The organism is Defluviimonas salinarum, assembly GCF_026013545.1.
GTDB classification, from domain to species: Bacteria; Pseudomonadota; Alphaproteobacteria; order Rhodobacterales; family Rhodobacteraceae; genus Albidovulum; species Albidovulum salinarum.
The window spans coordinates 34,337-60,093 of sequence record NZ_JAPDOG010000024.1; the positions used below are offsets into that span (position 1 = coordinate 34,337).

Annotated in this window: 24 protein-coding genes and 1 pseudogene; 13 read left to right on the plus strand and 12 right to left on the minus strand. The window is 68.8% G+C overall.

The genetic code is table 11. The features are described 5' to 3' along the window. Positions 1-15: 15 nt before the first annotated feature. Genes OM960_RS19725 through OM960_RS19735 form a run of 3 tightly spaced genes read right to left on the minus strand, consistent with a single transcriptional unit; the run spans position 16 to position 5,173 of the window. Complete coding sequence (locus OM960_RS19725) at positions 16-3,063, minus strand: efflux RND transporter permease subunit (RefSeq protein WP_263336726.1); 3,048 nt, start codon at positions 3,061-3,063, stop codon at positions 16-18. Then, positions 3,060-4,127 (minus strand): efflux RND transporter periplasmic adaptor subunit, encoded by a 1,068-nt coding sequence (locus OM960_RS19730; protein ID WP_263336724.1) that lies wholly within the window; start codon positions 4,125-4,127, stop codon positions 3,060-3,062. Before OM960_RS19730 ends, OM960_RS19725 begins: the two co-directional genes overlap by 4 nt. Further along, positions 4,124-5,173, minus strand: coding sequence for an efflux RND transporter periplasmic adaptor subunit (locus OM960_RS19735; RefSeq protein ID WP_263336723.1), 1,050 nt, complete (start codon positions 5,171-5,173; stop codon positions 4,124-4,126). Before OM960_RS19735 ends, OM960_RS19730 begins: the two co-directional genes overlap by 4 nt. Before the next feature lie 269 nt (positions 5,174-5,442). Between OM960_RS19735 and OM960_RS19740 the strand changes: the two genes are divergently transcribed. The 7 genes from OM960_RS19740 (at position 5,443) to OM960_RS19770 (ending at position 12,204) form a co-directional block, all read left to right on the plus strand. Beyond that, on the plus strand, positions 5,443-6,267 hold the full coding sequence (locus OM960_RS19740; RefSeq protein WP_263336721.1) for an ABC transporter substrate-binding protein: 825 nt from the start codon (positions 5,443-5,445) through the stop codon (positions 6,265-6,267). Positions 6,268-6,275: 8 nt separating this feature from the next. Then, positions 6,276-7,136: an amino acid ABC transporter permease gene (locus OM960_RS19745; protein ID WP_263336718.1), complete on the plus strand. Its 861-nt coding sequence runs from the start codon at positions 6,276-6,278 to the stop codon at positions 7,134-7,136. 4 nt (positions 7,137-7,140) lie between these two features. Further along, positions 7,141-7,872 carry an amino acid ABC transporter ATP-binding protein gene (locus OM960_RS19750; RefSeq protein WP_263336717.1) on the plus strand — a complete coding sequence of 244 codons (732 nt, stop codon included), beginning with the start codon at positions 7,141-7,143 and terminating at the stop codon, positions 7,870-7,872. A gap of 56 nt (positions 7,873-7,928) precedes the next feature. Next, positions 7,929-8,756, plus strand: coding sequence for a purine-nucleoside phosphorylase (locus OM960_RS19755; RefSeq protein ID WP_264773162.1), 828 nt, complete (start codon positions 7,929-7,931; stop codon positions 8,754-8,756). Continuing rightward, a complete protein-coding gene (locus OM960_RS19760; RefSeq protein WP_264773163.1) occupies positions 8,753-10,075 on the plus strand; it encodes an amidohydrolase family protein in 1,323 nt (440 codons plus the stop codon). Before OM960_RS19755 ends, OM960_RS19760 begins: the two co-directional genes overlap by 4 nt. 90 nt (positions 10,076-10,165) lie before the next feature. Continuing rightward, positions 10,166-11,560: a sensor histidine kinase gene (locus OM960_RS19765; protein WP_264773164.1), complete on the plus strand. Its 1,395-nt coding sequence runs from the start codon at positions 10,166-10,168 to the stop codon at positions 11,558-11,560. Next, entirely contained in the window at positions 11,557-12,204 is a 648-nt protein-coding gene (locus OM960_RS19770; protein WP_264773165.1) for a response regulator, read from the plus strand. The genes OM960_RS19765 and OM960_RS19770 overlap by 4 nt, the downstream gene beginning before the upstream one ends. Before the next feature lie 6 nt (positions 12,205-12,210). Here the strand turns inward: OM960_RS19770 and OM960_RS19775 are convergent, their stop codons facing one another. From OM960_RS19775 to OM960_RS19790, 4 genes are all read right to left on the minus strand, one after another. Then, positions 12,211-12,954 carry a hypothetical protein gene (locus OM960_RS19775; RefSeq protein WP_264773166.1) on the minus strand — a complete coding sequence of 248 codons (744 nt, stop codon included), beginning with the start codon at positions 12,952-12,954 and terminating at the stop codon, positions 12,211-12,213. A gap of 91 nt (positions 12,955-13,045) precedes the next feature. Then, complete coding sequence (locus OM960_RS19780) at positions 13,046-13,591, minus strand: hypothetical protein (protein WP_264773167.1); 546 nt, start codon at positions 13,589-13,591, stop codon at positions 13,046-13,048. 181 nt (positions 13,592-13,772) lie between these two features. Then, entirely contained in the window at positions 13,773-16,553 is a 2,781-nt protein-coding gene (gene fdhF / locus OM960_RS19785; RefSeq protein ID WP_264773168.1) for a formate dehydrogenase subunit alpha, read from the minus strand. Between the two features lies 1 nt (position 16,554). Further along, positions 16,555-18,240, minus strand: coding sequence for an NAD(P)H-dependent oxidoreductase subunit E (locus OM960_RS19790; protein ID WP_263336702.1), 1,686 nt, complete (start codon positions 18,238-18,240; stop codon positions 16,555-16,557). A gap of 207 nt (positions 18,241-18,447) precedes the next feature. Between OM960_RS19790 and OM960_RS19795 the strand changes: the two genes are divergently transcribed. After that, positions 18,448-18,675: a sulfurtransferase TusA family protein gene (locus OM960_RS19795; RefSeq protein WP_263336954.1), complete on the plus strand. Its 228-nt coding sequence runs from the start codon at positions 18,448-18,450 to the stop codon at positions 18,673-18,675. 58 nt (positions 18,676-18,733) lie between these two features. On the opposite strand, the gene OM960_RS19800 is transcribed toward OM960_RS19795, so the two are convergent. From OM960_RS19800 to OM960_RS19815, 4 genes are read right to left on the minus strand one after another with little or no spacing between them, the layout of a single operon-like run. Then, positions 18,734-20,002: a molybdopterin-binding protein gene (locus tag OM960_RS19800; protein WP_263336700.1), complete on the minus strand. Its 1,269-nt coding sequence runs from the start codon at positions 20,000-20,002 to the stop codon at positions 18,734-18,736. After that, on the minus strand, positions 19,999-20,493 hold the full coding sequence (mobB, locus tag OM960_RS19805; RefSeq protein ID WP_263336699.1) for a molybdopterin-guanine dinucleotide biosynthesis protein B: 495 nt from the start codon (positions 20,491-20,493) through the stop codon (positions 19,999-20,001). Before mobB ends, OM960_RS19800 begins: the two co-directional genes overlap by 4 nt. Then, positions 20,490-21,101 (minus strand): molybdenum cofactor guanylyltransferase MobA, encoded by a 612-nt coding sequence (gene mobA, locus OM960_RS19810; RefSeq protein WP_264773169.1) that lies wholly within the window; start codon positions 21,099-21,101, stop codon positions 20,490-20,492. Before mobA ends, mobB begins: the two co-directional genes overlap by 4 nt. Then, a complete protein-coding gene (locus tag OM960_RS19815) occupies positions 21,094-21,966 on the minus strand; it encodes a formate dehydrogenase accessory sulfurtransferase FdhD (protein WP_264773170.1) in 873 nt (290 codons plus the stop codon). The genes mobA and OM960_RS19815 overlap by 8 nt, the downstream gene beginning before the upstream one ends. Positions 21,967-22,033: 67 nt before the next feature. Between OM960_RS19815 and OM960_RS19820 the strand changes: the two genes are divergently transcribed. From OM960_RS19820 to OM960_RS19835, 4 genes are all read left to right on the plus strand, one after another. Continuing rightward, positions 22,034-22,540: a DUF2478 domain-containing protein gene (locus tag OM960_RS19820; protein ID WP_264773171.1), complete on the plus strand. Its 507-nt coding sequence runs from the start codon at positions 22,034-22,036 to the stop codon at positions 22,538-22,540. Between the two features lie 117 nt (positions 22,541-22,657). After that, a complete protein-coding gene (locus OM960_RS19825; RefSeq protein ID WP_264773172.1) occupies positions 22,658-23,362 on the plus strand; it encodes an ABC transporter permease in 705 nt (234 codons plus the stop codon). Continuing rightward, a complete protein-coding gene (locus OM960_RS19830; RefSeq protein WP_264773173.1) occupies positions 23,356-24,072 on the plus strand; it encodes an ATP-binding cassette domain-containing protein in 717 nt (238 codons plus the stop codon). Before OM960_RS19825 ends, OM960_RS19830 begins: the two co-directional genes overlap by 7 nt. Next, positions 24,069-24,872, plus strand: coding sequence for an ABC transporter substrate-binding protein (locus OM960_RS19835; RefSeq protein WP_264773174.1), 804 nt, complete (start codon positions 24,069-24,071; stop codon positions 24,870-24,872). Before OM960_RS19830 ends, OM960_RS19835 begins: the two co-directional genes overlap by 4 nt. 130 nt (positions 24,873-25,002) lie before the next feature. On the opposite strand, the gene OM960_RS19840 is transcribed toward OM960_RS19835, so the two are convergent. Next, positions 25,003-25,548 (minus strand): helix-turn-helix transcriptional regulator, encoded by a 546-nt coding sequence (locus OM960_RS19840; protein WP_264773175.1) that lies wholly within the window; start codon positions 25,546-25,548, stop codon positions 25,003-25,005. Positions 25,549-25,600: 52 nt separating this feature from the next. Between OM960_RS19840 and OM960_RS19845 the strand changes: the two are divergent. Continuing rightward, positions 25,601-25,757, plus strand: a pseudogene (locus OM960_RS19845) (IS5/IS1182 family transposase); the annotation flags it as partial.

Consider the following 25,757-nt stretch of genomic DNA (forward strand, 5'->3'; position numbering starts at 1 on the left):
CCCCGGCCCCGGAGGTCATCGGGTTCCGTCCGGGCGGCGGACCCGGAACACCGCGAGATAGAGTGCCGGAACGAAGACCAGCGTGATCACCGTGCCGGCGATGATGCCGCCCATCATCGCATAGGCCATCGGCCCCCAGAAGATCTGCCGCGAGATCGGAATGAGCGCGAGGCTCGCCGCCGCCGCGGTCAGGAGGATCGGCCGGGCGCGCGCGTCGGAGGCCTCGAAGACCGCGTCCCAGACCGGGCGGCCCTTTCCGCGCAGCACCTCGATCTCGTCGACGAGGATGATCGAGTTGCGGATGAGGATGCCGACGAGCGCCAGCACCCCGAGGATCGCGACGAAGCCCAGAGGCGCGCCCGAGGGCACCAGCGCCGCGACGACCCCGATGAGGCCGAGCGGTGCCACGCAGAGCACCACGAAGCTGAGGCGGAAGCCCTGCATCTGGACCATGATCAGCGTCAGCATGATCAGCGCCATCAGGGGCACGACGGCGGCGATCGGCGCCTGGCTTTCGGCGCTTTCGGCCACCGCGCCGCCGAGTTCGACGTGATAGCCGAAGGGCAGTGCGGCGTCGAAGGCGGTGATCTTCTCCGCGAGCGCCGCGACGATGGTCGCGGGCTGGTCCTTGGTGGCGATCGCCGCCTTCACCGTGATCGTCGGCATCCGGTTGCGCTGGTGGATCACCGGCTGCTCGGTCTCGTAGCGGAAGGTGGCGACGGCGCGGAGCGGGATCGTGAGCCCGTTTGCCGCCGAGAGCTGCAGGCCCGCGAGCGCCTCGACCGACTCGCGCGAGCGTTCATCGCCGCGGGCGAGGATGTCGACGAGATACTCCGCGTCGCGCAACTCGGTGACGCCGGCGCCGTCGTAGATCGCGTTCAGCGCCGCAGCGATGTCTACCGGCGTGATGCCGAGCTGGCGCGCCTTGTCCTGCAGGATCTCGACCCGGACCACGCGGGCGGGCTCGTTCCAGTCCATCACGAGGTTGGCAAGCCGGTCGTCGGTCGCGACCAGTGCGGCGAGGTCGCGCGCCTGGTCGCGCAGCACCGCGATGTCGGGGCCCGAGATGCGGTACTGTACCGGGCGGCCGACCGGCGGGCCGATTTCCAGAAGCTTGACGAAGGTATCGATGCCGGGGAAGTCGCGTGCGGCGATCGCGTTCAGCTCGGCCCGAAGCGCGTCACGCGCCTCGACCGAGGGGGTCTGGATCACGATCTGTCCGGTGTTCGGCCCCGGCGTCGGAACGTCGTAGGCGAGAAGAAAGCGCGGCGCCCCGCGGCCGACATAGGAGGACCAGAAGAGCACGTTCTCGTTGCCCTCAAGATGCGCCTCGATCCGGTCCATCTCGGCCGCGGTCGCCGAGATCGCGGCGTTCTGCGGCAGGGCCACGTCGATGATCAGCTCGGGCCGGTCGGAATTCGGGAAGAACTGCTGCTCGACGTAGCGCATACCCCAGATCGACAGGCCGAATACCGCGACCGTCAGTCCGATGGTGATCCAGCGATGCGCCATAGCCTGGCGCAGGACCCGGTGGAACACACGCCGCGCCCGGCCCGGCTCGCCCGTGTGATGCGCCATCTTCGCAGGCAGGAAGGTCACGCCGAGAAGCGGCGCGAACAGGACCGCGACGATCCACGAGACGAGGAGCGACACCGCGATGACGACGAAGAGCGAGAAGGTGAACTCGCCCGCCGCCGAGTCGTTGAGGCCCACGGGGATGAAGCCCGCCACCGTAACGAGCGTGCCGGTGAGCATCGGGAAGGCGATCGAGGTCCAGGCATAGGAGGCCGCCGAGGTCAGGCTGTCGCCCTTCTCCAGTCGCGCGATCATCGTCTCGATCGCGATCATCGCGTCGTCGACCAGAAGCCCGAGCGCGATGATCAGCGCGCCGAGCGAGATCCTTTGCAGCGTGAAGCCCGAATAATGCATGATCACGAAGGTGATCGCGAGCACGAGCGGGATCGTCAGCGTGACGACGAAGCCCGCCCGCATACCGAGGCTGATGAAGCTGACCGCCAGCACGATCAGCACCGCCTCGAGAAGCGCCTGGAGGAAATGCCCCACCGCCTCGTCCACCACATGCGGCTGGTCGGCGACCTGGTGGATCTCGATCCCGATCGGCAACTCGGCCGCCGCGATGGCCATCACCTGGTCGAGCTCGGCGCCGAATTCGAGGATGTTGGCGCCGGTCTTCATGCCGACGGCGAGGCCCACCGCCTCCTGCCCCTCGTAGCGGAAGATCTCGGCGGGCGGGTCCTCGTAGGTGCGGCGGATATTGGCGACGTCGGTGAGCCGGAAGAAGCGGTCACCGACGCGCAGGTTGATGTCCTCGAGGCTTTCCGTGCCGGAGAACTGGCCGCCGATCCGCACCAGCACCTGCTCCGGGCCGGCGTCGATCACGCCCGAGGGCAGGATCGCGTTCTGCGCGGCGAGCGTCGCCTGCACCGCCTGCTGGTTCAGCCCGAGTGCCGCGAGCCGTTCGGTCGAGAACTCGAGATAGATCACCTCGTCGCGGGTGCCGTAGATCTCCACCTTGCCGGAATCCGGCAGCGCCTGCACCGCGCGGCGGATGCGCTCGACATAATCGCGCACCTCGCGCGGGCTGAAGCCGTCGGAGGTGAAGGCGTAGAGATTGCCGAAGACGTCGCCGAACGAGTCGTTGAACTGGAAGCCCGCGAACTCGGCCGGGAATTCGGGCCGGATGTCGGCCATCATGTTGCGCACCTGCTGCCAGATCCGCGGGATCTCGTCCGGGCGCGTGGTCGGCAGGAGCTCGACATAGACGATGGACCGGCCCGGCGCGGTGACGGAGCGGGTGTAGTCGAGCTCGTCGATATCCTCGAGCTTCTTCTCGATCCTGTCGGTGACCTGGCGCAGCGTCTCGGCGGTGTCGGCGCCGGGCAGGGCGGCGGAGATGATCATCGTCTTGATCGAGAAGTCGGGATCCTCCTCGCGGCCGATGCTTACATAGGCGAGCACCCCCGCGGCGAGCGAGACGATCATCAGGAACCAGACGAAGGAGCGGTGGTTGAGCGCCCAGTCGGACAGGTTGAAGCGTTTCATTCGGCCACACGCGGGCCGACGATCTGCCCGTCCTCAAGAGAATGGATGCCCTTCACGACGACCTCGTCGCCCGGCGACAGGCCGTCCGCGATCAGCACGTAGTCGCCCGTTCCGGGGCCGAGCGTCACCGGCACGCGGCGCACGCTGTGGTCGTCGCGGTCGACGGTCCAGACCGCGGCCGCGCCCTCGGGATCAAGCACCGCGCTGAGCGGCAGGACGACGCCTGCCTCGACGCCGATGCTGGGGGTGACGCGGGCGAGCGCGCCCAGGCGGTAGGCATCGGGCGGCTCGGTCAGCGTCAAATGCGCGCGCCGCGTGCGGGTGCTGCGCTCGGCCACCGGATCGATCCGGGTCAGAGTCGCGGCGGCGGTGATCGCGGGATTGGCGGCGAGCGTCACGTCGAACGCCATGCCGGTCCTCATGGCGGCGGCGTCGGAATCGCTGATGTCGATGACGATCTCGCGCTCGCCGGTCGCGGCGAGGCGGAGGACCGGCTGCCCGGCGTCAAGCGGGGTGCCTGGCTCGGCGAAGACCTCGGTCACCACGCCGTCCTGCGGTGCGGTGAGGGTGGCGAGGCCGCGCATGTCCTCGGCGCGGGCCAGTGCCGCGCGCGCCTGCTCGAGCCGCGCCTCGGCGGCGACGTAGGCGCGTTCGGCATCCTCGCGCCGGGTCTCGCTGCCGACACCGCGGGCGGCCAGTTCGCGGGCACGGTCGCGGGCATCGGTGGCGGAGTTGAGCTGCGCCTCGGCCACGGTCACGCCGGCTTCGGCGGCGCGCAGGTCGGCGTCAAGCTCCTCGGGGTCGAGCCGGGCCAGCACCTCGCCCCCTGCGACGGTATCGCCGGCCGAGACCGGTCGTTCCGCCACCGTGCCGATCAGCGGGAAGCCGAGATCGGCCCGGATCCGGGCGACGATGGTGCCGACATAGCTGATCGGCAGGCCGGTCTCGGGATTGACGATGACCGAGACCACCGGCCGCGGCGCGGCGGTGTCCGGCGCCGGCGCGTCCTCGGCTGCCGCGGGAAGCGCCAGCGCCAGCGCGAGGGTCAGGGCGATCCACCTCATTGCACCACCTCCGCCGCCTGCACGATCCGGCCCGGATAGAGAAGCTGCGCGCCCCGCGCAACCACGAGCGTGCCTTCCTCGATGCCCTCGGCCAGGATGATCCGGCCGGTCTCGAACCGTTCGATCCGGACCTGCCGCAGGGCGACCGCCATCGTCGCGGGGTCGACCGTCCAGATCGCCGGCCCCTCGGCGGTCGCGCTCATGGCGTTATGGGGCAGCACGACGCGCGCTTTTCCCACCACCTCGGCGGTTCCGCGCACCGCCTCGCCGTAGTCGAGCCCCGCGGGCGGGTCGTCGACCGCCACCGTCACCGCGACCGTCCCGGTCTGCGGATCGACCACCGGCGAGATCTCGTAGATATGGCCCTCGAACCGCTCGCCCGGCCGGTCGATCCGGTTCAGCCCGATCAACGCGGGCGTCGCGCCGACGGTCATCAGCACCTCCGGCACGTCGAAGACCGCGTCGAACCTGGTTCCGAGTGCCAGTTCCATGACCGGCTGCGCTGCGCCGACGACCTGGCCCACCTCGACCATGCGCCGCGTTACCGTCGCCTCCTCGGGGGCCAGGAGCAGGGTGTCGTCGAGCGCGGTCCGCGCCCGGTCAAGCTCGGCCCTGGCTTGGGCAAGCGCGCCCTCGGCGACGCTCAGCGCGTCCTCGGTGCTGTCGCGACTGGCCCGCGTCGTCGCGCCGCGCGTGAGCAGCGCCTCCTGACGCTCGAGATCCTCGATCGCTTGGCGGTGGTCGGCGGCCGCGGTCGAGAGCCCGGCCTCGGCGGCGCGCAGCGCCTGTTCCTGCTGCACCGAATCCATCCGCGCCAGAACCGCGCCCTTCGCCACGCGCGCTCCGGCATCTACCATCACCTCGACGATCCGGCCGCTTAGCGGGAAGGCTGCCGACAGCCGGTCTCGGGCGCGCACCTCGCCGGTCAGGGAGTAGACCCGGACATCGGTCTCTGCCCGCGCCGTGACGATCTCGACCGTGAGCGGTTCGGCCACGGCCGGGGCGGCGCAGAGCCAGATCAGGGCGGCCGTGCGGGACAGGGACATCGCTTCACCTCCGGGCGTGCTCGGCACTCCGCCGAAACGCCGAGCCTAACAAATCCTCACCCGACGTCGAGGCATCTGCGTGCCGAATTGCCGGTGGCGACGCCACGGAAGTCCGGCCGGACCGCGGGGACGGCCGCCGATCGGATATTGACAGACCCGGCCCCTGCCAAGTCTGGTGGCAACGGTAACCGGCCCCGCCGCGCGGGCCGCCGTCCGGGATTCGGGCGCGGCGCGGCCTCGGAGGAACCGGAACAACGGGAGGAAATGAAATGAAAATCAACATGATCTGCCTCGCCACCCTGTCCGGGATGGCGCTCGCGGCCGGACCCGCGCTGGCGCAGGGCGACTGCGCCGCCGGCAAGACGCTCAAGGACGGCGTCCTGACGGTCGCGACCGGCAACCCGGCCTATTTTCCTTGGGTGATCGACAACGACCCGGCCTCGGGCAAGGGCTTCGAGGCGGCCGTCGCCTACGAGATCGCCGCGCGCATGGGCTTCGCGGCCGACGAGGTTGAGTGGACCACGACTTCCTTCGACCAGGCAATTCAGCCGGGCCCGAAGGAGTTTGACTTCAACCTCCAGCAATATTCGATCACGCCCGAGCGGGACCAGACCATCGACTTCTCGGCCCCCTATTACGAGGCCGCGCAGGCGGTGCTGGTGCGCCAGCCCACGGTCGATGCCGGCGCAGCGCCGACCGCCTCCTCGCTCAAGACGTTGCAATGGGGGCTCGCTGCGGGCACGACCGCGCCGGCCCTGATCGGCAGCCTGATCGGCCCCGAGAAGGACCCGCTCCTCTACGACGACACCGCCGACGCCGCCGAGGCGCTGAAGGCGGGCCAGATCGACGCGACGCTGATGGACCTGCCGACCGCGCTCTACACCGCGGCGGTGGTGCTCGATGACGGCGTGGTGCTCGGCCAGTTCCCGAAGGGCGGCGAGGCGCCGGACGCGTTCGGGCTGGTCTTCGAGGAGGGCAATGCGCTTCGCGACTGCGCCAACGAGGCGATCGCGGCGATGGCGGCGGACGGGGCGCTCGCGAAGATCGAGGCGGAATGGCTGCAGGAGGCGACCGGCGTCCCGCTGGTCGAGTAAGCCGGCCGATGCCCGGAACCGACGGAGAGGCGGCCGGCGCGATGCCGGCCGCGCCGGGGATGAGCCGCCGGCAGATCCGCGAGCGGCGGCTGCGGCGGCGGTCGAACCTCATCGCCGCGTCGAGCACCGCCGTCGCGTTGGCCGCGGTCGTGACGCTGGTGCCGCTCGCGCCGGGCTGGGAGCGGGTGAAGAAATCCTTTTTCAACGCCGAGATCTTCGCTGAGACCTTTCCGGGCCTCCTGAAGGCGTTCCTCCTCGATGTCGCGATCTTCGCCTGGTGCGCGCCGATGATCGCCGTCCTCGGCCTCGTCATCGCGCTGGCGCGCGACGCGCGGTCGCCCGCGCTCTATCCGCTCCGGCTTTTCGGGATGCTCTACAACGACATCTTCCGCGGCGTGCCGGTGATACTGGTGATCTACCTGATCGGCTTCGGCGTTCCCGGCCTCGGCCTGCCGCGGCCGTGGAACAGTCCTTATATCTGGGGAACGGTCGCGGTGGTCCTGACCTATTCGGCCTATGTCGCCGAGGTCTACCGCACCGGGATCGAGTCGATCCACGAGAGCCAGCGCGCGGCGGCGCAGTCGCTCGGGCTGTCGCACTGGCATGTGATGCGAGACGTGATCCTGCCGCAGGCAATCCGCCGGGTGATCCCGGCCAACATGAACCTCCTGATCGCGCTCCAGAAGGACGTGGCGCTGCTGTCGTTCATCGGCCCCGTGGAGATCCTGCGCCAGGCCGGCGTCTACAAGTCGCTTCTGGCGAACTTCACCCCCTATCTCGGCGCAGCCGTGATCTTCCTTTGCGTGACGGTCCCGGCCACGCGCTATGTCGATCACCTGATCGCCAAGGCCAACAGGGCGCGGAGCTGACGGCGTGACGGCGAAGCTGGAACTCACCCAAGTCTGGAAGAGCTTCGGTTCCAACCCGGTGCTCAGGGGCATCGACCTTGCCGTGAACGAGGGCGAGCTGGTCTGCCTGATCGGCGCTTCGGGCTCGGGCAAGTCGACGCTCCTGCGCTGCATGAACCTCCTCGAACCCGTCGACGAGGGGCGGATCCTTCTCGACGGCGTCGAGATCAGCGATCCCGAACAGGACCCGCAGCCGATCCGCCAGCGGATCGGGATGGTGTTCCAGAGCTTCAACCTCTTCCCCCACATGACCGCGGCCGAGAACGTGATGCTCGCCCCGCGCCGCATCCACCGCCTCAGCCGCGCCGCGCTTCGCCCCGAGGTCGAAGCCCTGTTCGAGCGGTTCGGCCTTGCCGACCGGATGGGGCACTACCCCGACCAGCTTTCCGGCGGCCAGCAGCAGCGGGTGGCGATCATCCGGGCGCTCGCGATGAAGCCCGAGGTGATGCTTTTCGACGAGGTGACCTCGGCTCTCGATCCCGAGCTGGTGGGCGAGGTGCTCGACGCGCTGCGGCGGCTCCGGGCCGAGGGCATGACGATGGTGCTCGCGACCCACGAGATGGGCTTCGCCCGCGAGGCGGCCGACAAGGTCTGCTTCCTCGACCAGGGCCGGATCGTCGAGGAGGGCCCGCCCTCGGCGATCTTCACCGCCCCGCGCGAGGCGCGGACCCGTGAATTCCTGCGCCGGGTGCTGTGAGCCTTGCCGGCGTGCAGCCCGGATGCGATGACGGGCGCAGGAAGGGGGAGGCGTGGATGCTGAAGGACAGGATCGAGGCGGCGGCGGAGTTCATCCGGACCCGGACCCCGCTCAGGCCGGAAATCGCGCTGGTGCTCGGATCGGGCCTCGGGCCCTTGGCCGAGGCGGTCGAGGGCGTGACGATCCCCTTCGCGGAGATCCCGCATTTCCCGGTCTCGACCGCGCCGGGCCACGAGGGGCGGCTGATCCTGGGCCGGCTCTTCGGCCGCGAGGTCGCGGTGATGCAGGGCCGCGTCCACCTCTACGAGGGCTATACGCCCCAGGAGGTGGTGTTCCCGACGCGCGTGCTGGCCGCGCTGGGCGCGGGTACCGTGGTCTTCACCAATGCGGCGGGCGGCATGAACCCGGAGTACCGCACCGGCGATCTGGTGGTGATCGAGGATCACCTGTCGCTCGCCGTCGCCTCCGGCCTCGATCCTCTGCGCGGGCTGAATGACCCCGCGATGGGCGAGCGTTTCGTCTCGATGAACCGCGCCTACGATCCCGAGCTTGCGGCACTCGCGGCGACACTCGGAGGCTTGCGGCGCGGCACCTATGCCCACGTCGTCGGCCCCTCCTTCGAGCCGCCGGCGCTGATCCGGCTCCTGCGGCTCGCGGGCTGCGATCTCGTCGGCATGTCGACCGTGCCCGAGGTCATCGCGGCGCGGCATCTGGGGATGCGGGTGCTCGCGGTCTCGGCGGTGACGAACATCGCGGTGGCGAGCGTCGCCGACGACCATGTGACCAACGAGGCCGAGGTCTGGGAGGCGGCGAAATCCATCCGTCCGCGCCTCGTCGCGCTCTTGGAGCGGCTGATCCCCGCCCTGCCGAAAGGAATGCCATGACCGCCTTCCCGAACACCGCCGACACGCTGATCACCAACGCCCGCATCCTGACGATGGACGAGGGCTTCTCCGAACACGCGTCGGGCTCGCTCGCCGTGGCGGACGGCAAGATCGCGGCACTCGGTCCGATGACGGACGCCGCCGGAACGCGGGCGGCGGAGGTGATCGACGCGAAGGGCGGGCTGCTCCTGCCGGGCTTCGTCAACAGCCATTGCCACGCCGCGATGACGCTCTTTCGCGGCATTGCCGACGACCGGCCGCTCGACGGGTTCCTCAAGACGGTCTGGGCGGCGGAGGCCGCGCATGTCACGCCCGAGACGGTCGAGGCCGGCGCTACGCTCGGCTTCGCCGAGATGGCCTTGGGCGGAGTCACCCATGTCGTCGACATGTATTTCCACCCCGCCGCGACGGTGCGCGCGGCGGCGGCGGTCGGCCTCGGGCTCACCACCGGCCCGGTCTTCATCGGCTTCGATGGCATCGACCGCCTGCCCTGGCCGGACCGGCTCCGCTTCGCCGAGGACCTGGTCGCCGAGTATCGCGGCGCCGAGGGCGTGGACCTCATGCTGATGCCGCATTCGGCCTATACGCTCGATGCGGGCAAACTCCGCGAGGTCAGGGCGATGTCGGACCGGCTCGGCGTGCCGGTCCACATCCACGCGGCCGAGGCGCTCTCGGAGATGCGGCTCGTCGCCGATCAACACGGCACGACGCCGGTCCGGGCGCTCGATGCGGCCGGGCTGATCGCGCCCGGCCTTCTCATTGCCCATGCCGTCCATCTCGACGACGACGAGATCGCGCTGCTCGCGGAGCGCGGCGCGGCGGTCTCGCACTGTCCGCTTTCGAACGCCAAGCTCGCCTCCGGCACCGCGCGGCTCAAGGCGCTGAGGGCGGCGGGCGTGACGCTGTCCCTGGGCACCGACGGCGCGTCGAGCGGCAACGATCTCGACATGTGGAAGGCGATGCGGCAGGCGGCCTTCCTGCAGATCCTCGCCACCGGCGAGCCCGAGGTGCTGCCCGCGCGCGAGATCGTCGCCATGGCGACGCGCGGCGGCGCGGCGGCGGCGGGGCAGGGTGCGCGGAAGGGCATGCTGGCCCCCGGCATGGATGCCGACCTGATTGTGATCGACACGTCCCGGCCGCATCTCGTACCGCTCTACGATCCCTATTCGGCGCTCGTCTACGCAGCGGGGCGCGAGGACGTGGCCCATGTCCTCGCCCGGGGCCGCCGGGTCGTCTCCGACCACCGGCTGACCGCGCCGATCGGGGATGCGATCGCGAAGGTCCAGGAGGTCGCCGCCCGGATCCGCGCCGGCGGCTGAGCATCGGACCCAAGTCGTACGACCAAAGACCGTTTCGCAACCGGGCGCAAATGCCTAGAAAGGAAGCGAAACCAGGGACCCGGACGAGCCATGCCGCGATCCATCCTGTCCTGGAGCGACCGCTCCCTCGCCGCGCAGTTCGCGCTGGCGGGCGGCGTGGTGATGGTCCTGTCGATGCTCCTCATCGGCCGCGTCGTCGCCGCACGGATCGAGGAGAGCGTGGTGCGCAACAGCGCGCTCGCGACCTCGCAATACATGGACAGCATCATCTCGCCGCTGAGCCAGGACATCGCCGAGGCGGACACGCTGCCGCCCGGCGCAAGACGCGCACTCGACGAGATCTTCACCAACACGCCTCTTGGCGAGCGGGTCGCCTCGTTTAAGCTTTGGAAGCCCGGCGGGCTGGTGGTCGAGGCCACCGACAAGACCATCGTCGGCCGCCGGTTCGAGGTCACCGACAGCCTCGCCCGCGCCTTCGCCGGCGAGGTCCGGGCCGAGTTCCAGAACCTCAGCGACGAGGAGGACCGGGGCGAGAACGCGCTCGGCCTGCCGCTACTCGAGATCTACAGCCCGGTGCGCGAGGTCTGGTCGGGCGAGGTGATCGGCGTCGCGGAGTTCTACGAGGTCGCGACCGGGCTCGAACGCGACCTCGCCGAAGCCACCCGCAACAGCTGGATCTCGGTCGCGCTGGTCTTCGTGGCGATCGGCGGGGTGCTCTTCCTCATCGTATTGCGCGGCAGCCGCACCATCGACCGCCAGCGCGCCGCGCTGACCCGCCAGCTTGGCGAGCTTGAAGCGCTCTCGACCCGCAACACCGCACTCCGCGAGCGGGTGCAGCAGGCCGCCGCGCGCGCCTCCGCGGCCAACGACCGGGCGCTGCGGCGGATCGGCGCGGACCTCCACGACGGCCCGGCCCAGCTTCTGAGCTTCGCCGCACTCCGGCTCGACGCGCTGCGCGGCCAGCTTGCCGAGACCGGGGAGATCGACGCGGTCGAGCGCGCGGTGAAGGACGCGATCCGCGAGGTGCGCGGCATTTCCAAGGGACTCAGCCATCCCGACATCGAGGACCGCGGACCGTACGAGATCGTGACAGGCGTCGCCGAGGCGCATGAGGCGCGGACCGGCACCAAGGTCGAGGTCACTTGCGACCTGCGCGAGGGGTTCGTGCTGTCGCAGGCGGAGAAGATCTGCCTCTACCGCTTCGTGCAGGAGGGGCTGAACAACGCCTGGCGATATGGCAGCGGCAGGGGGCAGGAGATCCGTCTCGACTGCCGTGACGGGCGTCTTGTCCTTTGGGTGCGCGATGCCGGGCCAGGGTTCCCGCCCGAGGGCGCGGAACGGCATGAGACGGAAGATTTCAGCGGCATCGGCCTCGCCGGGCTGCGCGACCGGGTGGAAAGCCTCGGCGGCAGCTTCACGGCCGGGAACCGGGCGGACGGCGCGGGGGCCGAGATCGGGATGGAATTGGACATGAGAGGGGCATGATGCAGGAAATTCGCGTGGTAATCGCCGACGACCACCCGCTCTACCGCGAGGGGGTGGCGCGCAGCCTCTCCGACGACTCGGGCATCGCGGTCGTCGGTCAGGGCTACGACGCCGACAGCGCGGTGGAGATCGTTGAGCGGATCCGGCCCGATGTCGTGCTCCTCGACCTGTCGATGCCGGGCGGCGGCGGCATCGCGGCGCTGCGCCGGATCATGGCACAGGACGCGCCGCCGAAGGTCGCGATGCTGACCGTGTCGGAGGAGGACGACGACGTGATGCAGGCGCTGAAGGCCGGCGCGGTCGGCTATGTGCTGAAGGGGGTCGGCGCGCGGGAGCTGGTGGCGATCGTCAAGGACGTGGCGCGCGGGCAGTCCTATGTCTCGCCCTCGCTCGCCGCGCGCATCCTCGGCGCGATGCAGGTGGGTGGGGCGACCGCCACCGCCGATCCGCTCGACGATCTGTCGAAGCGGGAGGAGGAGATCCTGCGCCTCGTCGCCGCCGGCAAGTCGAACAAGGAAGTCGGGCGCGAGCTCGACCTGCAGGAAAAGACCGTGAAGCACTACATGACCTCGATCCTGCAGAAGCTGCATGTGCGCAACCGGGTCGAGGCGGCGGTTATGGCGCGCGACCGCTGGAAGAAGTGAGGCGCCCTAGTCGAGCGCCAGCATGGCGCGGATTCGGGCGACGTCCTTGGCGGTGACCGGCCGCCGCGCCACGGTGCGGCCGTTCGGATCCTTGAGCACATAGGAGCCCTTCGACAGGCTCTCGCGCCAACCGCGGAAATCGGTGATCTCGATCGCGCCGCGGGTCTCGTTCACCTCGACCACGTTCTGGACCCGTCCCTTGCGGCCGCGAGACTTGACCTCGGCGCCAAGCGCCCTGAGCCGCCGCAATTCGCTGCGCCGCGCGGCGTGGCTGTCGAGAAGCCGGCCGCGCGCATCGAGCCGTTCGAAGCGGCCGTTGCGGATGCGCTCGATGCGGCCGTCGTCGAACTGGATATGGATGCCGTCGCCGCCGAAGACCGTGACGCCACCGCCCGAACGGCCGCTTGGCGATCCGCCGCCGGGGCCGGAATTGCCCCCGGAGCCGGAACTGCCGCTGGAGCCGGAGCCCGGACCGGAGTTGCCGCCGGAACCGGAACTGCCGCTGGAGCCAGAACCCGAGCTGGAACCGCCGCCGGGGCCCGAATTGTCGCCGGATCCGGAACTGCCGCTGCCGGAGTTGTCGTCTGAACCGTCATCATCCGAGTCGCCGCCGCCCGGCCCGCTGTTGCCGCCGCTCGAACCGCTCTTGGCCATCGCGCTGCCCACCGCCGCCCCGGTCAGGTCGCCGACAAGGGCCGCCCCACCCCAGAGGAGCGCGGCGGTGAGAATGAGGATCGCGACTTGGCGCACTTCTGTCTCCTGTCGGCCCCGGGCCGCGGCGTTGCCGGACCTGCGAAACCCCGGGCCGGAGCCCGGGGCAATCATACGCGATTTCGTGCCGTCAGTTCAGCCCGAGAAGCCGGTCGAGATCGGCTTGCGTCGCGGGACGTTCCTCCACCGTCCGTCCGGCCGAGTTCTTGCGCTGGAAGCGGCCGTTCTCGATCTCCTGCTTGGTGCCGTCGGAGAAGGTGACCTCGACGCCGGTGGCCGACACCTCGAACTTCGTCACGCCGCCGCCGCCCGCGCCGCCGCCCGTAACGCCGCCCGTGCCGGCGCCGGCCGCGGTGTCGTCGATGCCGTGACCGCCGTGCCGCCGGCCGCGATCGTCGTCGCTGTCATCGCTGCTGCCACTTGATCCGCTACGGTCGTCGTCGCTGCCGCTCGATCCGCTCCGGTCGTCGTCGTCGTCGCGGCCGGAGCCGCCGTTGTCGTCATCGCGACCATCGCCGTCCTTGCCGCTGCCGCTCTTGGCGAGCGCCATCGACGGCTTCAGGGCGACGAGGCCACCCTCTGGCGCGACGCCGAACTGGAAGGGCAGCGCGACGAGCATCGCCGCCGCGCCGAAGAGGACCGCGAACCGGGCCGGTTTGAAGGTGTCGTGTTGCATGGCTGGTCTCCCTGAAACGCGCGCCGTGGTGCCGGCGTCAGGGATTTGGTCGCATGAGCGGCCCGGATAGGGAAAGGCCGCCGGGACTGGTGCCGGCAGCCTTCGGACTTCTTCGCCACAGCCTTGCGGCGATGGTCGGACGGGGCGACCGGACCTTGGTCCGATCACCGCCCCGCGGGCCTCACTCGGCCGCGATGCCCTGATCCGCCTTCTCGATCTTCACCGCGGCGAACTTGAACTCCGGGATCTTGCCGTAGGGGTCGAGTGCCGGGTTCGTCAGTACGTTCGCCGCCGCCTCGACATAGGCGAAGGGCACGAAGACCATGTCCTCGGCGATCGCCCGGTCGGCCCGCGCCATGATCTCGATCGAGCCGCGGCGGGTCGAGAGCCGCACCCGCTCGCCCGGCGCCACGCCGAGACGCTTCAGCGTGTCGGGATGGAGCGAGCAATTGGCCTCGGGCTCCACCGCGTCCAGGACCGTCGAGCGGCGGGTCATCGAGCCGGTGTGCCAGTGTTCGAGCTGGCGGCCGGTGGTCATGATCATCGGGTACTCGGTATCCGGCAGTTCGGCCGGCGAGATGACCGAGGCGGGGGTGAACTTCGCCCGGCCGCCGGCGCGCGGGAAGCCCGAGCCGAAGACGATCGGCTGGCCGGGATCCTCGGGCGAGAGCGACGGGTAGGTCACCGCGCCTTCGCGCTCCAGCCGCTCCCAGGTGATGTTGTCGAGCGACTTCATCGTCTGCTTCATCTCGGCAAAGACCTCGGACGGGTGCTCATAGGTCCAGCCCAGCCCGATCCGGTTGGCGAGCGCGGTGGTGATGGCCCAATCCTCGCGCGCCTCGCCCGGAGGCGTCACGGCGGCTCGGCCGATCTGCACCTGCCGGTTGGTGTTGGTGACCGTGCCGTTCTTCTCGTAGAAGGCGGCAGCGGGCAGGATCACGTCGGCGAAGTTCGCGGTCTCGGTCAGGAAGATGTCCTGCACGACGAGATGCTCGAGCATCCCCAGCGCCTCGCGGGCGTGGTTGAGGTCGGGGTCCGACATCGCCGGGTTCTCGCCGAGGATGTACATTCCCTTGATGTCGCCGTGATGGACGGCATCGAGGATTTCCGTGACCGTCAGCCCCTTCTCGTTCGAGAAGTCGCCCGAGCCCCAGACGCCGGTGAACTTGCCCCGGATCGAGTCGTCGGTGACGGTCTGGTAGTCCGGCAGGAACATCGGGATGAGGCCCGCGTCGGACGCGCCCTGCACGTTGTTCTGGCCGCGGAGCGGGTGAAGCCCCGCGCCGGGCCGCCCGACATGACCGCACATCAGCGCGAGCGAGATCAGGCAGCGCGAGTTGTCGGTGCCGTGGATGTGCTGGGAAACGCCCATGCCCCAGAAGATCATCCCCGCCTTGCCGCCCGCGAACTCGCGCGCGACCTGGCGCAAAGTGTCCGCCGGGATGCCGCAGATCGGCTCCATCTTCTCAGGGCTGAAGTTCGCCAGATGCGCCTTCTCGGCTTCCCAGTTCTCGGTATAGGCCTCGATGTACTGGCGGTCGTAAAGTTCCTCCTCGACGATGACATGCATGATCGCGTTGAGCATCGAGACATCGGCGCCGGGGCGGAACTTCAGCATGTGGGTGGCGAAGCGGCGCAGGCCAACGCCCCGCGGATCCATGACGATCAGCTTGCCGCCGCGTTTGGTGAACTGCTTGAAGTAGGTCGCCGCGACCGGGTGGTTCTCGATCGGGTTGCAGCCGATGACGATCGCGACGTCGGCATTCTCGATCTCGTTGAAGGTCGCCGTCACCGCGCCGGAGCCGACGTTTTCCAAGAGTGCCGCCACCGAGGAGGCATGGCAGAGCCGGGTGCAGTGGTCGACGTTGTTATGGCCGAAGCCCTGGCGAATGAACTTCTGGAAGAGATAGGCTTCCTCGTTCGAGCACTTGGCCGAGCCGAAGCCAGCGATGGCGCGGCCGCCGTTCTTGTCGGCGAGCGATTTCAGCCCGTTCGCGGCGGCGTCGAGCGCCTCTTCCCACGAGGCTTCGCGGAAGTGCTTCTGCCAATTGCCCGGATCGACGTTCAGCCCCTTGGCCGGCGCGTCCTCGCGCCGGATCAGCGGCTTCGTGAGCCGGTGCGGGTGGTGGATGTAGTCGAAGCCGAAGCGGCCCTTGACGCAGAGCCGGCCCTCGTTCGCGGGGCCGTTGATGCCCTCGACATACTTGACCTTGCCGTCCTTCACTTTCAGCGAGACCTGGCAGCCGACGCCGCAGAACGGGCAGATCGAGGTGGTCTCAGAGTCGAAATCGGCGCGGTCGCCGACCTGTGCCGCATCGACTACCGTCGCGGGCATCAGGGCGCCGGTCGGGCAGGCCTGCACGCATTCGCCACAGGCGACGCAGGTGGACTGGCCCATCGGGTCGGCCATGTCGAAGACCGGGTAGGCATCGTGGCCGCGACCGGCCATGCCGATCACGTCATTGACCTGCACTTCGCGGCAGGCGCGGACGCAGAGCCCGCAGGAGATACAGGCGTCGAGGTTGACGCGCATCGCCACATGGCTGTCGTCGAGAAGCGGGATCCGTTCCTTTTCCACCTTCGGGAAGCGGCTGGTGGAGACGCCGTTGGCCTCGGCCATGTCCCAAAGATGCGCCGACTTGTCGTGCGCCTTCGCCTGTTCCGGCTGGTCGGCGAGCAGGAGCTCCATGACCATCTCGCGCGACTTCTTCGCGCGCTCGGTGTCGGTCTTGACGACCATGCCGTTCGCCGGATTGCGGCAGCAGGAGGCAGCGAGCACGCGCTCGCCCTCCACCTCGACCACGCAGGCGCGGCAGTTGCCATCCGGGCGGTAGCCGGTCTGGTCCTTGTGGCAAAGATGCGGGATCACCGTGCCTTCGCGCTTGGCGACTTCCCAGATCGTCTCGCCCGGCTGGGCCGTGACGTCCTTGCCGTCGAGGGTGAACTTGATTGCGTCGGTCATGTCAGACCTCATCCGGGAAATGTTTCATCGTCAGGCGGATCGGGTTCGGGGCAGCCTGCCCGAGCCCGCAGATCGAGGCGTCGCCCATGACCTGGCAGAGGTCTTCCAAGAGGTCAGCGTCCCACTTGTCGGCCTGCATCAGCTTCACGGCCTTCTCGCAGCCGACCCGGCAGGGGGTGCACTGGCCGCAGCTCTCGCTCTCGAAGAAGCGCAGCATGTTGAGGGCGGCCGCCTTGGCCGAGTCCTTGTCCGACAGCACCACGACGGCGGCGGAGCCGATGAAGGTCCCGTGCGGCTGGAGCGTGTCGAAGTCCAAGGGGATATCGGCCATCGAGGCGGGAAGGAGGCCCGAGGACGGACCGCCCGGCTGGTAGGCCTTGAAGGCGTGCCCCTCAGCCATGCCGCCGCAGGCTTCGATGATGTCGGTGATCGTGGAGCCCGCCGGCAGGAGGTAGACGCCCGGCTTCGCGACGCGACCCGAGACCGAGTACGACCGCAGGCCCTTGCGACCGTTCTTCTCGGTCGAGTTCAGAACTTCCGGCCCCTCGCGGACGATCCGGGTGACCCAGTGCAGCGTCTCGACGTTGTGGACGAGCGTCGGCCGGTCGAAGACGCCGACCGCGGCGACGTAGGGCGGGCGCTGGCGCGGGATACCGCGCTTGCCCTCAATCGATTCGATCATCGCGGATTCTTCGCCGCAGATATAGGCGCCCGCACCGCGGCGCAGCTCGACCTCGCCCTTGAGGATGATGCCCGCGTCCTCCAGCGCCGCGATCTCGCGGCGGAGGATTTCCAGAACCGCCGGATATTCGTCGCGCATGTAGATGAACGAGCGTTCCGCCTCGACCGCCCAGGCAGCGATCAGCATGCCTTCCAGCATCAGGTGCGGCGTGCGCTCGAGGTAGTAACGGTCCTTGAACGTGCCCGGCTCGCCCTCATCGCCGTTCACGGCGAGGTAGCGGATGCCGGGATTGGCGCGCACGAAGCCCCATTTGCGACCCGAGGGGAAGCCCGCGCCGCCAAGCCCGCGCAGCCCCGAGGCGAGCACGGTCTCCTGCACCTTCTCCCAGTTGCCGGACTTGCGAAGCTCGGCGAGTTTCTCGTAGCCGCCCGCCGCGCGGTAGGCGGCGAAGTCCTCGTAGGCGGGGATCTCGGCGTGGAAATGGCCGTCCTTCAGCGCCGCCTCGACCTTTTCGGGCGTGGCGTTGTCGATATGCTTGTGGCCGATCTCGAGAACCGGCGCGGTGTCGCAGCGGCCCATGCAGGGCGCGCGCAGCACGCGGATCTTCTTCGGGTCCATGCCCTTTTCCAAGGCAGCGATGAGCTGCTCGGAGCCCGCCAGCTCGCAGGAAAGCGATTCACAGACCCGGATCGTCAGGTCGGGCGGCGGCGTCTCGCCCTCCTTCACGGGGTCGAAATGGGCGTAGAAGGTCGCGACCTCCCAGATCTCGGCCATGCCGGTGCCAAGCTCCTCGGCCAGCGCCCGGATATGCGGCGCCGAGAGGCAGCCGTACTTGTCCTGGATGAGATGCAGATACTCGATCAGGAGATCGCGCCGGCGCGGGCCCTCGCCCAGAAGCGCGCGGACCTCGGCCCAGGCCTGATCCTCGAGCTGCCGCCCCTTCGGCGTCTTGCGCCCCTTGCCGCGTCCCGATTTCCAGACACCGCCCTTGTCGTCCAAAGCCATAGCCGTCTTCCGTCCTTTGCCCGCCAGATTGGCCAGTCCACTGTCTTGAGCGCCGGTTTTCTCAGATCGACGCGACCGGATCAATTCCGCGATCCCGTCAACCGATAGGCATCTTCTATCAAAACGCTCAGATTCCAGTGAATATACTTCTCATGATCCACGCGAGGGTGATGGACAGGATGCGGCGTTTTGCATATCTCCGACGTCATGGAGTGGGATCAGGAAATCGACGCGACCGGGCTTCTGTGCCCCCTGCCGGTCCTGAAGGCGCGCAAGCGGCTGATCGGCATGGCGCCCGGCACAGTGCTGCGGCTCATCGCGACCGACCCGGCCGCGGTGATCGACGTGCCGCATTTCTGCAATGAATCCGGCCATGTGCTGCTTGCCACCGACGAGCAGGATGGTGCCCAAGTTTACCTTATCCGCCGCCGTTAGGCGCCGCGATTTTTTGGCGAAGAATCGTGCAAATTTTCGCCAAAAATTTGTGTCCCGTTCAGAGCCCGAGCCCGGAGTAGGGCAGGAACCGCACCGGATCTCCGGGCGCCACGTTCATCGCCTCGTCGGGCAGCTCGACGAGGCCGGTAGCCCAGGCGAGCCCGCTGATCCGGCCCGAGCCTTCCGAGGCGAAGACCTCGACCCGCCCGTCGGCGCCGATCCGGGCGCGCAGGTATTCCCGCCGCCCGGCCTTCTTCGACTTGGTGAATCCGGCCGGCAGCGTCACCGCCAAGGGCTCGGCCCAGCCCGCACCGGCCATCAGGCTGAGCGCGGGACGGGTGAAGACCGCGGCGCAGACGAAGGCCGCGACCGGGTTGCCCGGCAGTCCGAAGACTGGCACGCCGGACCAGAGCGCGAGCGCCAGGGGCCGCCCCGGCTTCATCGCGATCCGCCAGCTCGACAGCGTGCCCTTGGCGCGCAGAAGCGCCGAGACGTGGTCCTCGTCCCCGGCCGAGGCGCCGCCCGAGGTCAGGATCACGTCCGCCTCCGCCGCGCCGCGGACGAGCGCCGCCTCGATCAGGGCCGGGTCGTCGCGGACATGGCCGAGGTCGACCGGTACCACGCCCCAGGCGGCGGCGAGCGCCAGCAGCATCGGCCGGTTCGCGTCGTAGATCTGGTGCGGCAGGGCGGGTTCGGCGGGTTCACCCACGATCTCGTCGCCGGTCGAAAGCACACCGACCCGGAGCCGTCGCACGACCTCGACCTCGGCGATCCCGAGGGCCGCCAGCAGCGCGAGATCGGGTGCGCGGAGCCGGTGGCCTTTGGGCAGCGCCAACGCGCCCTCGGCCACGTCCTCGCCGGCCTTGCGGGTATTGGCGCGCGGCTTCACCGGCCCGTCGAAGGCGACGATCCGGCCATCGGTCGCGCAATCCTCCTCCAGCACCACGGTATCGACGCCCTCGGGCAGGATCGCGCCGGTGAGAATGCGGATCGCGTGGCCCGCCGGAACGGCGCCATCATAGGGCTGCCCGGCGGCGGCGCGACCCGCGGCGAGCGGCAGGCGCTGCACGCCGGCCCCGGTCGCTTCATGCGCGAAGCCGTAGCCGTCGACCGCCGAATTGGGGCGCGGCGGATTCGAACGGCGGGCTACGGCATCCGCCGCCAGCACCCGGCCCGAGGCGGCGGCGCTGGCGACCCGCTCGGTCTGAGTGACCGGCGCGAGCGCGTCGCGGAGCCGGGCGAGCGCCTCGTCGACCGGCACCCATTCCACGCCCTGCGGCATGGCGAAACAATCGTCGCGTAGGCGCGGCGGGATCAGCTCGCTCACAGCCCGACCTCCTTCAGGATGAAATCGGCGATGGTGCCCACATCGTCGAGGTGAAAAACCGGCACCGACAGCCCCTCGGGCGCGGCATTCGACGCCACCGCCCGAACCGAGGCGTTCTCGCCCGCCAGAAGCGGCCGCCCGGTCTCGCGCCGGTGCGCCTCCACCTTCGGATGCGGCTCGCGCTTGTAGCCTTCGATCAGCACCAGATCGACCGGGGAGAGCTTCGTCAGCAGTTCGGCCAGGGGCGGCTCCTTGGCCTCCCTGAGCTCGTGCATCAGCGCCCAGCGGACGGGCGAGGCGACCAGAACCTCGCGCGCACCGGCCTGACGGTGGCGATAGCTGTCGCGGCCCTCGTGGTCGATCTCGGTGGCGTGGTGGGCGTGCTTGACGGTCGAGACCGAGAAACCCCGGCCGGTGATCTCGGTCACCAGCCGCTCCATCAGCGTGGTCTTGCCGGAGTTCTTCCAGCCGGTAACGCCGTAGACCCTCATGCCGCCCCCACGATCCGCTCGGCCTCGCCGATATCCTCGGGCGTGTTGATGTTGAAGAAGGGATCGAACGGGTCGGAGGAAAATTCCGCGATGCCGGCCCCGTGGCGCTCGGTCCAGAGGACGATCTTCCTCAGGCCGCCTTCGAGCGCCTCGCGCAGGTCGTCGCGCAAGGCCACGGCCCAGAGCCCGAAGGTCGGGTGCTGCCAGAGCTTGCCGCCCGCGTCGGGGCTGGCGGCGAGCGCGAGGCCGGAAGGTCCGGCGGCGGCCTTAAGCCGCGCCACCAGGTCTGCGGGAAAGAACGGCGTGTCGGCGGCGACAGTGACAATGGAATCGGCACCGAGCCCCGCCGCCCAGTCGAGCCCGGCGAGGACGCCGGCGAGGGGGCCTGGATAGTCGGGCAGGCCGTCGGCCAGGACCGGCAGCCCGAACTCGGCGAACCGCGCCGGATCGCCGTTGGCGTTGATCGCGAGCGGGCCGCACTGGGGGACGAGCCGCGCGACCACATGGTCGAGAAGCCGCTTGCCCGCGACCACCTTCAGCCCCTTGTCGCCCCCGCCCATCCGCGTCGCGAGCCCGCCGGCAAGGATGACGCCCGGCACGCTACTCATCACCGGCCCCCTTCCTGCGGTGCTTGGCACCCTCCTCCGGCACCGTCGCCGGGTCGACGTCCCGCACCAGCCGCTCCTCGCCCGCAAGGCAGACGAACCTATGCCCCCGCATCCGGCCAATGAGCGTCAGCCCGACCTGACGCGCGATCTCCACCCCCCAGGCGGTGAAGCCCGAGCGCGAGGCGAGGACGGGGATGCCCATCTGCGCGGTCTTGATCACCATTTCAGAGGTCAGCCGCCCGGTCGTGTAGAGGATCTTGTCGCCCGCCTCGACGCCATGCCGAAAGAGGAACCCCGCGATCTTGTCGACCGCGTTGTGGCGGCCGACATCCTCCATGTAGACCAGCGGCCGGTCGCGCTCGCAGAGCACCGTGCCGTGGATCGCGCCCGCCTCCAGATAGAGCGAGGGCGTGGTGTTGATCGCCTTGGCGAGCGCGTAGAGCCAGCTTGTCCGGACCTCGGCCGCGGGCAGCACGAGCCCGTCGAGCCCCTCCATCATGTCGCCGAAGACCGTCCCCACGGCGCAGCCGGAGGTCCGGGTCTTCTTCTTCACCTTCTCCTCGTAGGAGGTCGCGCGTTCGGTGCGGACGACGACGGTCTCGATCTCGTCGTCATAGTCGACACCCGTCACCACATCGTCCGGTTTCAGCATCCCCTGGTTGCGCAGGAAACCGAGCGCCAGATAGTCGGGGTAATCCCCGATCGTCATCGCGGTGACGATTTCCTGGCTGTTGAGGAAGATCGTCAGGGGGCGCTCCTCGACCACCGCGATCTCGGTCACCGCACCGGTCTGGTCGGTGCCGGTGACGCGGCGGGTCAGCCGCGGGTCGGCGGGGTCGGGCAGGATCGGCAGGCGCGGGGTCATGGGAGAGCTTTCCGTTTGGCGCGGCATCTTGTATTCCGGCGGGAGCGGATTCAAGGGGATCGGGGCCATGCTTGGCTATGTCATCGCAGAAGGCAGGGGCGCGGCGGACCGCGTGCTGGCCGAGGTGGCGCGGCAGCTTCACGACGAGGGCTGGCCGCTCGCGGGTGCGGTGCAGGTCAATTCCGAGCGCGGCGAGATGCATCCCTGCGACATGGACCTGCATGTGCTCGCCGCCGACCGGATCGTGCGGATATCCCAGAATCTCGGGGCGCTCGCTAAGGGCTGCCGGCTCGATCCCTCGGGGCTCGAACAGGCGGTGGGCATCGTCGAGGCGGCCCTCGATGCGACGCCGCGCCCGCGGCTTCTCATCGTCAACAAGTTCGGCAAGCAGGAGATCGACGGCCGCGGCTTCCGGCCCGTCATCGGTCGCGCGCTGGCGTCGGGCGTGCCGGTGCTGACGGCGGTGAACGCCGCCAACCTGCCCGGGTTCGAGGCCTTCGCCCATGAGTTCGCCGAACCGATTCCGCTCGATTTCTCGGCGATCCTCGGCTGGTGTCGGAACGCGTCGACCTGACGTCGCTTTGCACATGGTGAACATTTTTTCCCCGCGCAAGTACAGATTGACCGTTTTCAACGGCTTGCGGGCCACTTAAGCAGGGCATCCAGAGACGGCGACAGGGAGCCGGGCGCGATGAACGACATCTTCGAGGGTCTGACCCAGGCGGCACGCCTCGTCGTGACGCTCGACGCCGATCTCGCCGAGATCACCCTGCGCTCGCTCCAGGTCACCGTCACCGCGACGCTGATCGCCTCGGCGATCGGCCTGCCCTTGGGCGCCTGGATCGCGGTCAACCGGTTCCGCCTCCGGCGCATCGTCATCGTGGTCCTGAACGCGTTGATGGGCCTGCCGCCGGTCGTCGTCGGCCTCGTCGTCTACGTCATCCTCTCGCGGTCCGGCCCCTTGGGCGTTCTCGGCCTCCTCTTCACGCCCACCGCGATGATCATCGCCCAGGTGATCATCATCACCCCGATCATCGCCTCGATCTCGCACCAGGCGATCCGCGAGCTCTGGGCCGATTACCACGACCTCCTGATCTCGCTCCACGCCACGCGCCGCCAGCGCATCGCCACGCTCCTCTGGGACGGGCGGCGGGCGCTGATGACGGCCTCGCTCGCGGGCTTCGGCCGCGCGATCGGCGAGGTTGGCGCGATCATGATCGTCGGCGGCAACATCGACCATGCGACGCGGGTCCTGACCACCGCGATCGCGCTCGAAACCGGCAAGGGCGATTTCGGCCTTGCCCTCGCCCTCGGCTTCGTGCTGATCGCGCTCGCCATCGCGGTGAACCTCGCGCTGCATGTGCTCTCGGGCACCGAAAGGGGCAGCCGATGGTAAGCCCGATCCTGCCGCTCACGCTCGAAAACGTGGAACTGCGCCGTCAGGGCAAGCGCGTCCTCGGGCCGGTCAGCTACACGCTCGACGGCGAGGGGATCACCATCGTCATGGGGCCGAACGGGGCGGGCAAGACATCGTTCCTGCGCTGCATGCACGGGCTCGAACGCCTCAGCCGGGGCCGGATGCAATGGCAGGGCGACGAGGACAGGATCCGCGCCCGACAGGCCTTCGTCTTCCAGACCCCGATCCTGATGCGGCGGAGCGTCCTCGACTGCATCGCCTATCCGCTGATCCTCGACGGCCTCTCGCGGCGCGAGGCGCGCAAGGCGGCCGAGCGGGAGGCGGAGATCGTAGGCCTGAAGGTGACGCTCAATGCCCCCGCGAACGTGCTCTCGGGCGGCGAGCGTCAGAAGCTGGCGCTCGCCCGAGCGCTGATCCGCGCGCCCGAGGTGCTGTTCCTCGACGAACCCTGCGCCAACCTCGACCTGCATTCGACCGCCGAGATCGAGCGCGTCCTGGCCGGCGCTCGCGACAGGGGCACCCGCATCGTCATGTCGACCCACAATGTCGGCCAGGCCCGCCGCCTCGCCGACGACATCCTCTTCCTCTCCGATGGCCGCCTGATCGAGACCGGCTCCCGGGACGTGTTCTTTGCTGGGCCGGGAACGCCGGAAGCCAGGGCCCATATCAACGGAGATCTGTTGCCATGACATTCAAGACCGCCATTGCCGCCATCTCGGCGCTCTGGCTAGCGACCGCCGCCGGGGCCGAAGAGCTCAAGATGGCCGTCACCACGTCCTTCGCCAATTCCGGCCTCGCGGAAATTCTTCTGCCCGAGATCGAGAAGGACACCGGGATCACCGTCGAGCTTCTCGTCGTCGGCACCGGCCAGGCACTGAAACTTGGCGAGGCCGGCGACGTCGACGCGGTCCTCGTCCATTCCAAGGCCGCCGAGGAGGAATTCGTCGCCGCCGGCCACGCCACCCACCGGCGCGAGATCATGTACAACGACTTCGTCGTCGTCGGCCCCGCCGCCGATCCGGCGGGCGTGAAGGCGGCGACCGCCGCGACCGAGGCCTTCGCCGGGATCGCGGCGGCGCAAGCCCCCTTCGTCAGCCGCGGCGACGACAGCGGCACCCACAAGGCCGAACTGAAGCTCTGGAAGGCCGCCGGGATCGAGCCCGCGGGCGACTGGTACAAGGCCGTCGGCCAGGGCATGGGTGCCGCGCTGAACACCGCGGCCGGCATGGACGCCTACATCCTCTCGGACCGGGCGAGCTGGCTCAACTTCGAGAACAAGGCCAACCTCGGCCTCCTCTTCGAAGGCGACAAGGCGCTCTTCAACCAGTACGCCTACCTGCCGGTCAACCCCGAGAAGCACGCGCACGTCAAGGCCGACGCCGCAAAGGCGCTCGAGGACTGGCTCACGAGTGACAAGGCCAAGGGCATGATCGAGGGCTACAAGATCGGCGACCAGCAGCTCTTCCACTTCAACGCGGAAGCGATGTGAGGCGGACGGCGCGGCGGCCCTGCCGTCGCGCCGCTATCCGGGGTGGGTTGTACAGCGGTAGAGGTCGGCATTGCGGGACAAAGCTGCCGCTGGCTCTTTCCATATGAGTGACTTCTTTGGCGATCCGACATTAAGATGACACCGAAAGATCGTTCTTAGATATTGATGGCTCAAACGCTTCCTTGGGCAACAAGCGAAATGAAGTTTCGGTCCTTTTGGCTGCGAGAATGCGGTCACAACGGAAGGTGCGCGGACCGCCCCTAAGGTTGTCGAATGCAGCGACATACCAAGTCGGGTACTTTAGCAGAAGGTAATGAGGCGCAATTTGACGAGCGGATGTGTCTCCGTCCTCCCTTTGATATCGTATTTCCAGTTCGGTCTGGGTGATGAAGGCCTGATGCAGGGCTTGAACGATGCGCTTTGTCGGTGCGCGCGCTCCTGCTTGAACAAAGGTAGATGCGGTGACACCGACCATTATTCGCGATTTCAGGTGGTCGACCTGTCTACGCTTTTCCGGCGAGAACGACGCAACCAACTGCCGCCGAACGGACCCAAGGCTTGCCAAAAAAATGGGTGATTGCATCTGCTCGGCGACCGCTATGCTAATGAGTTCGCACTGAACAACTCCCATCGCATTGATTTTGCGTTGAAATCTTTCGGTTTCTCTCGCGATCATCTGCAGGATTTCGTATGTTTGCGGCGGAAACCCTGCAATTTCGGTCCCGTCCATGAAGCACCGCTCTCGCCCGCCGGAACAGGATGATCTGCTGCGCCCACGGCTGGTCGACATGATCGATCTGCGGCACGAGCTGGTGAAGCTCGCGGCGCTGATCGACTGGGAAGTGTTCGAGCGGGAATGGGCTGGTTTCTTTCCGTCGGCCACCG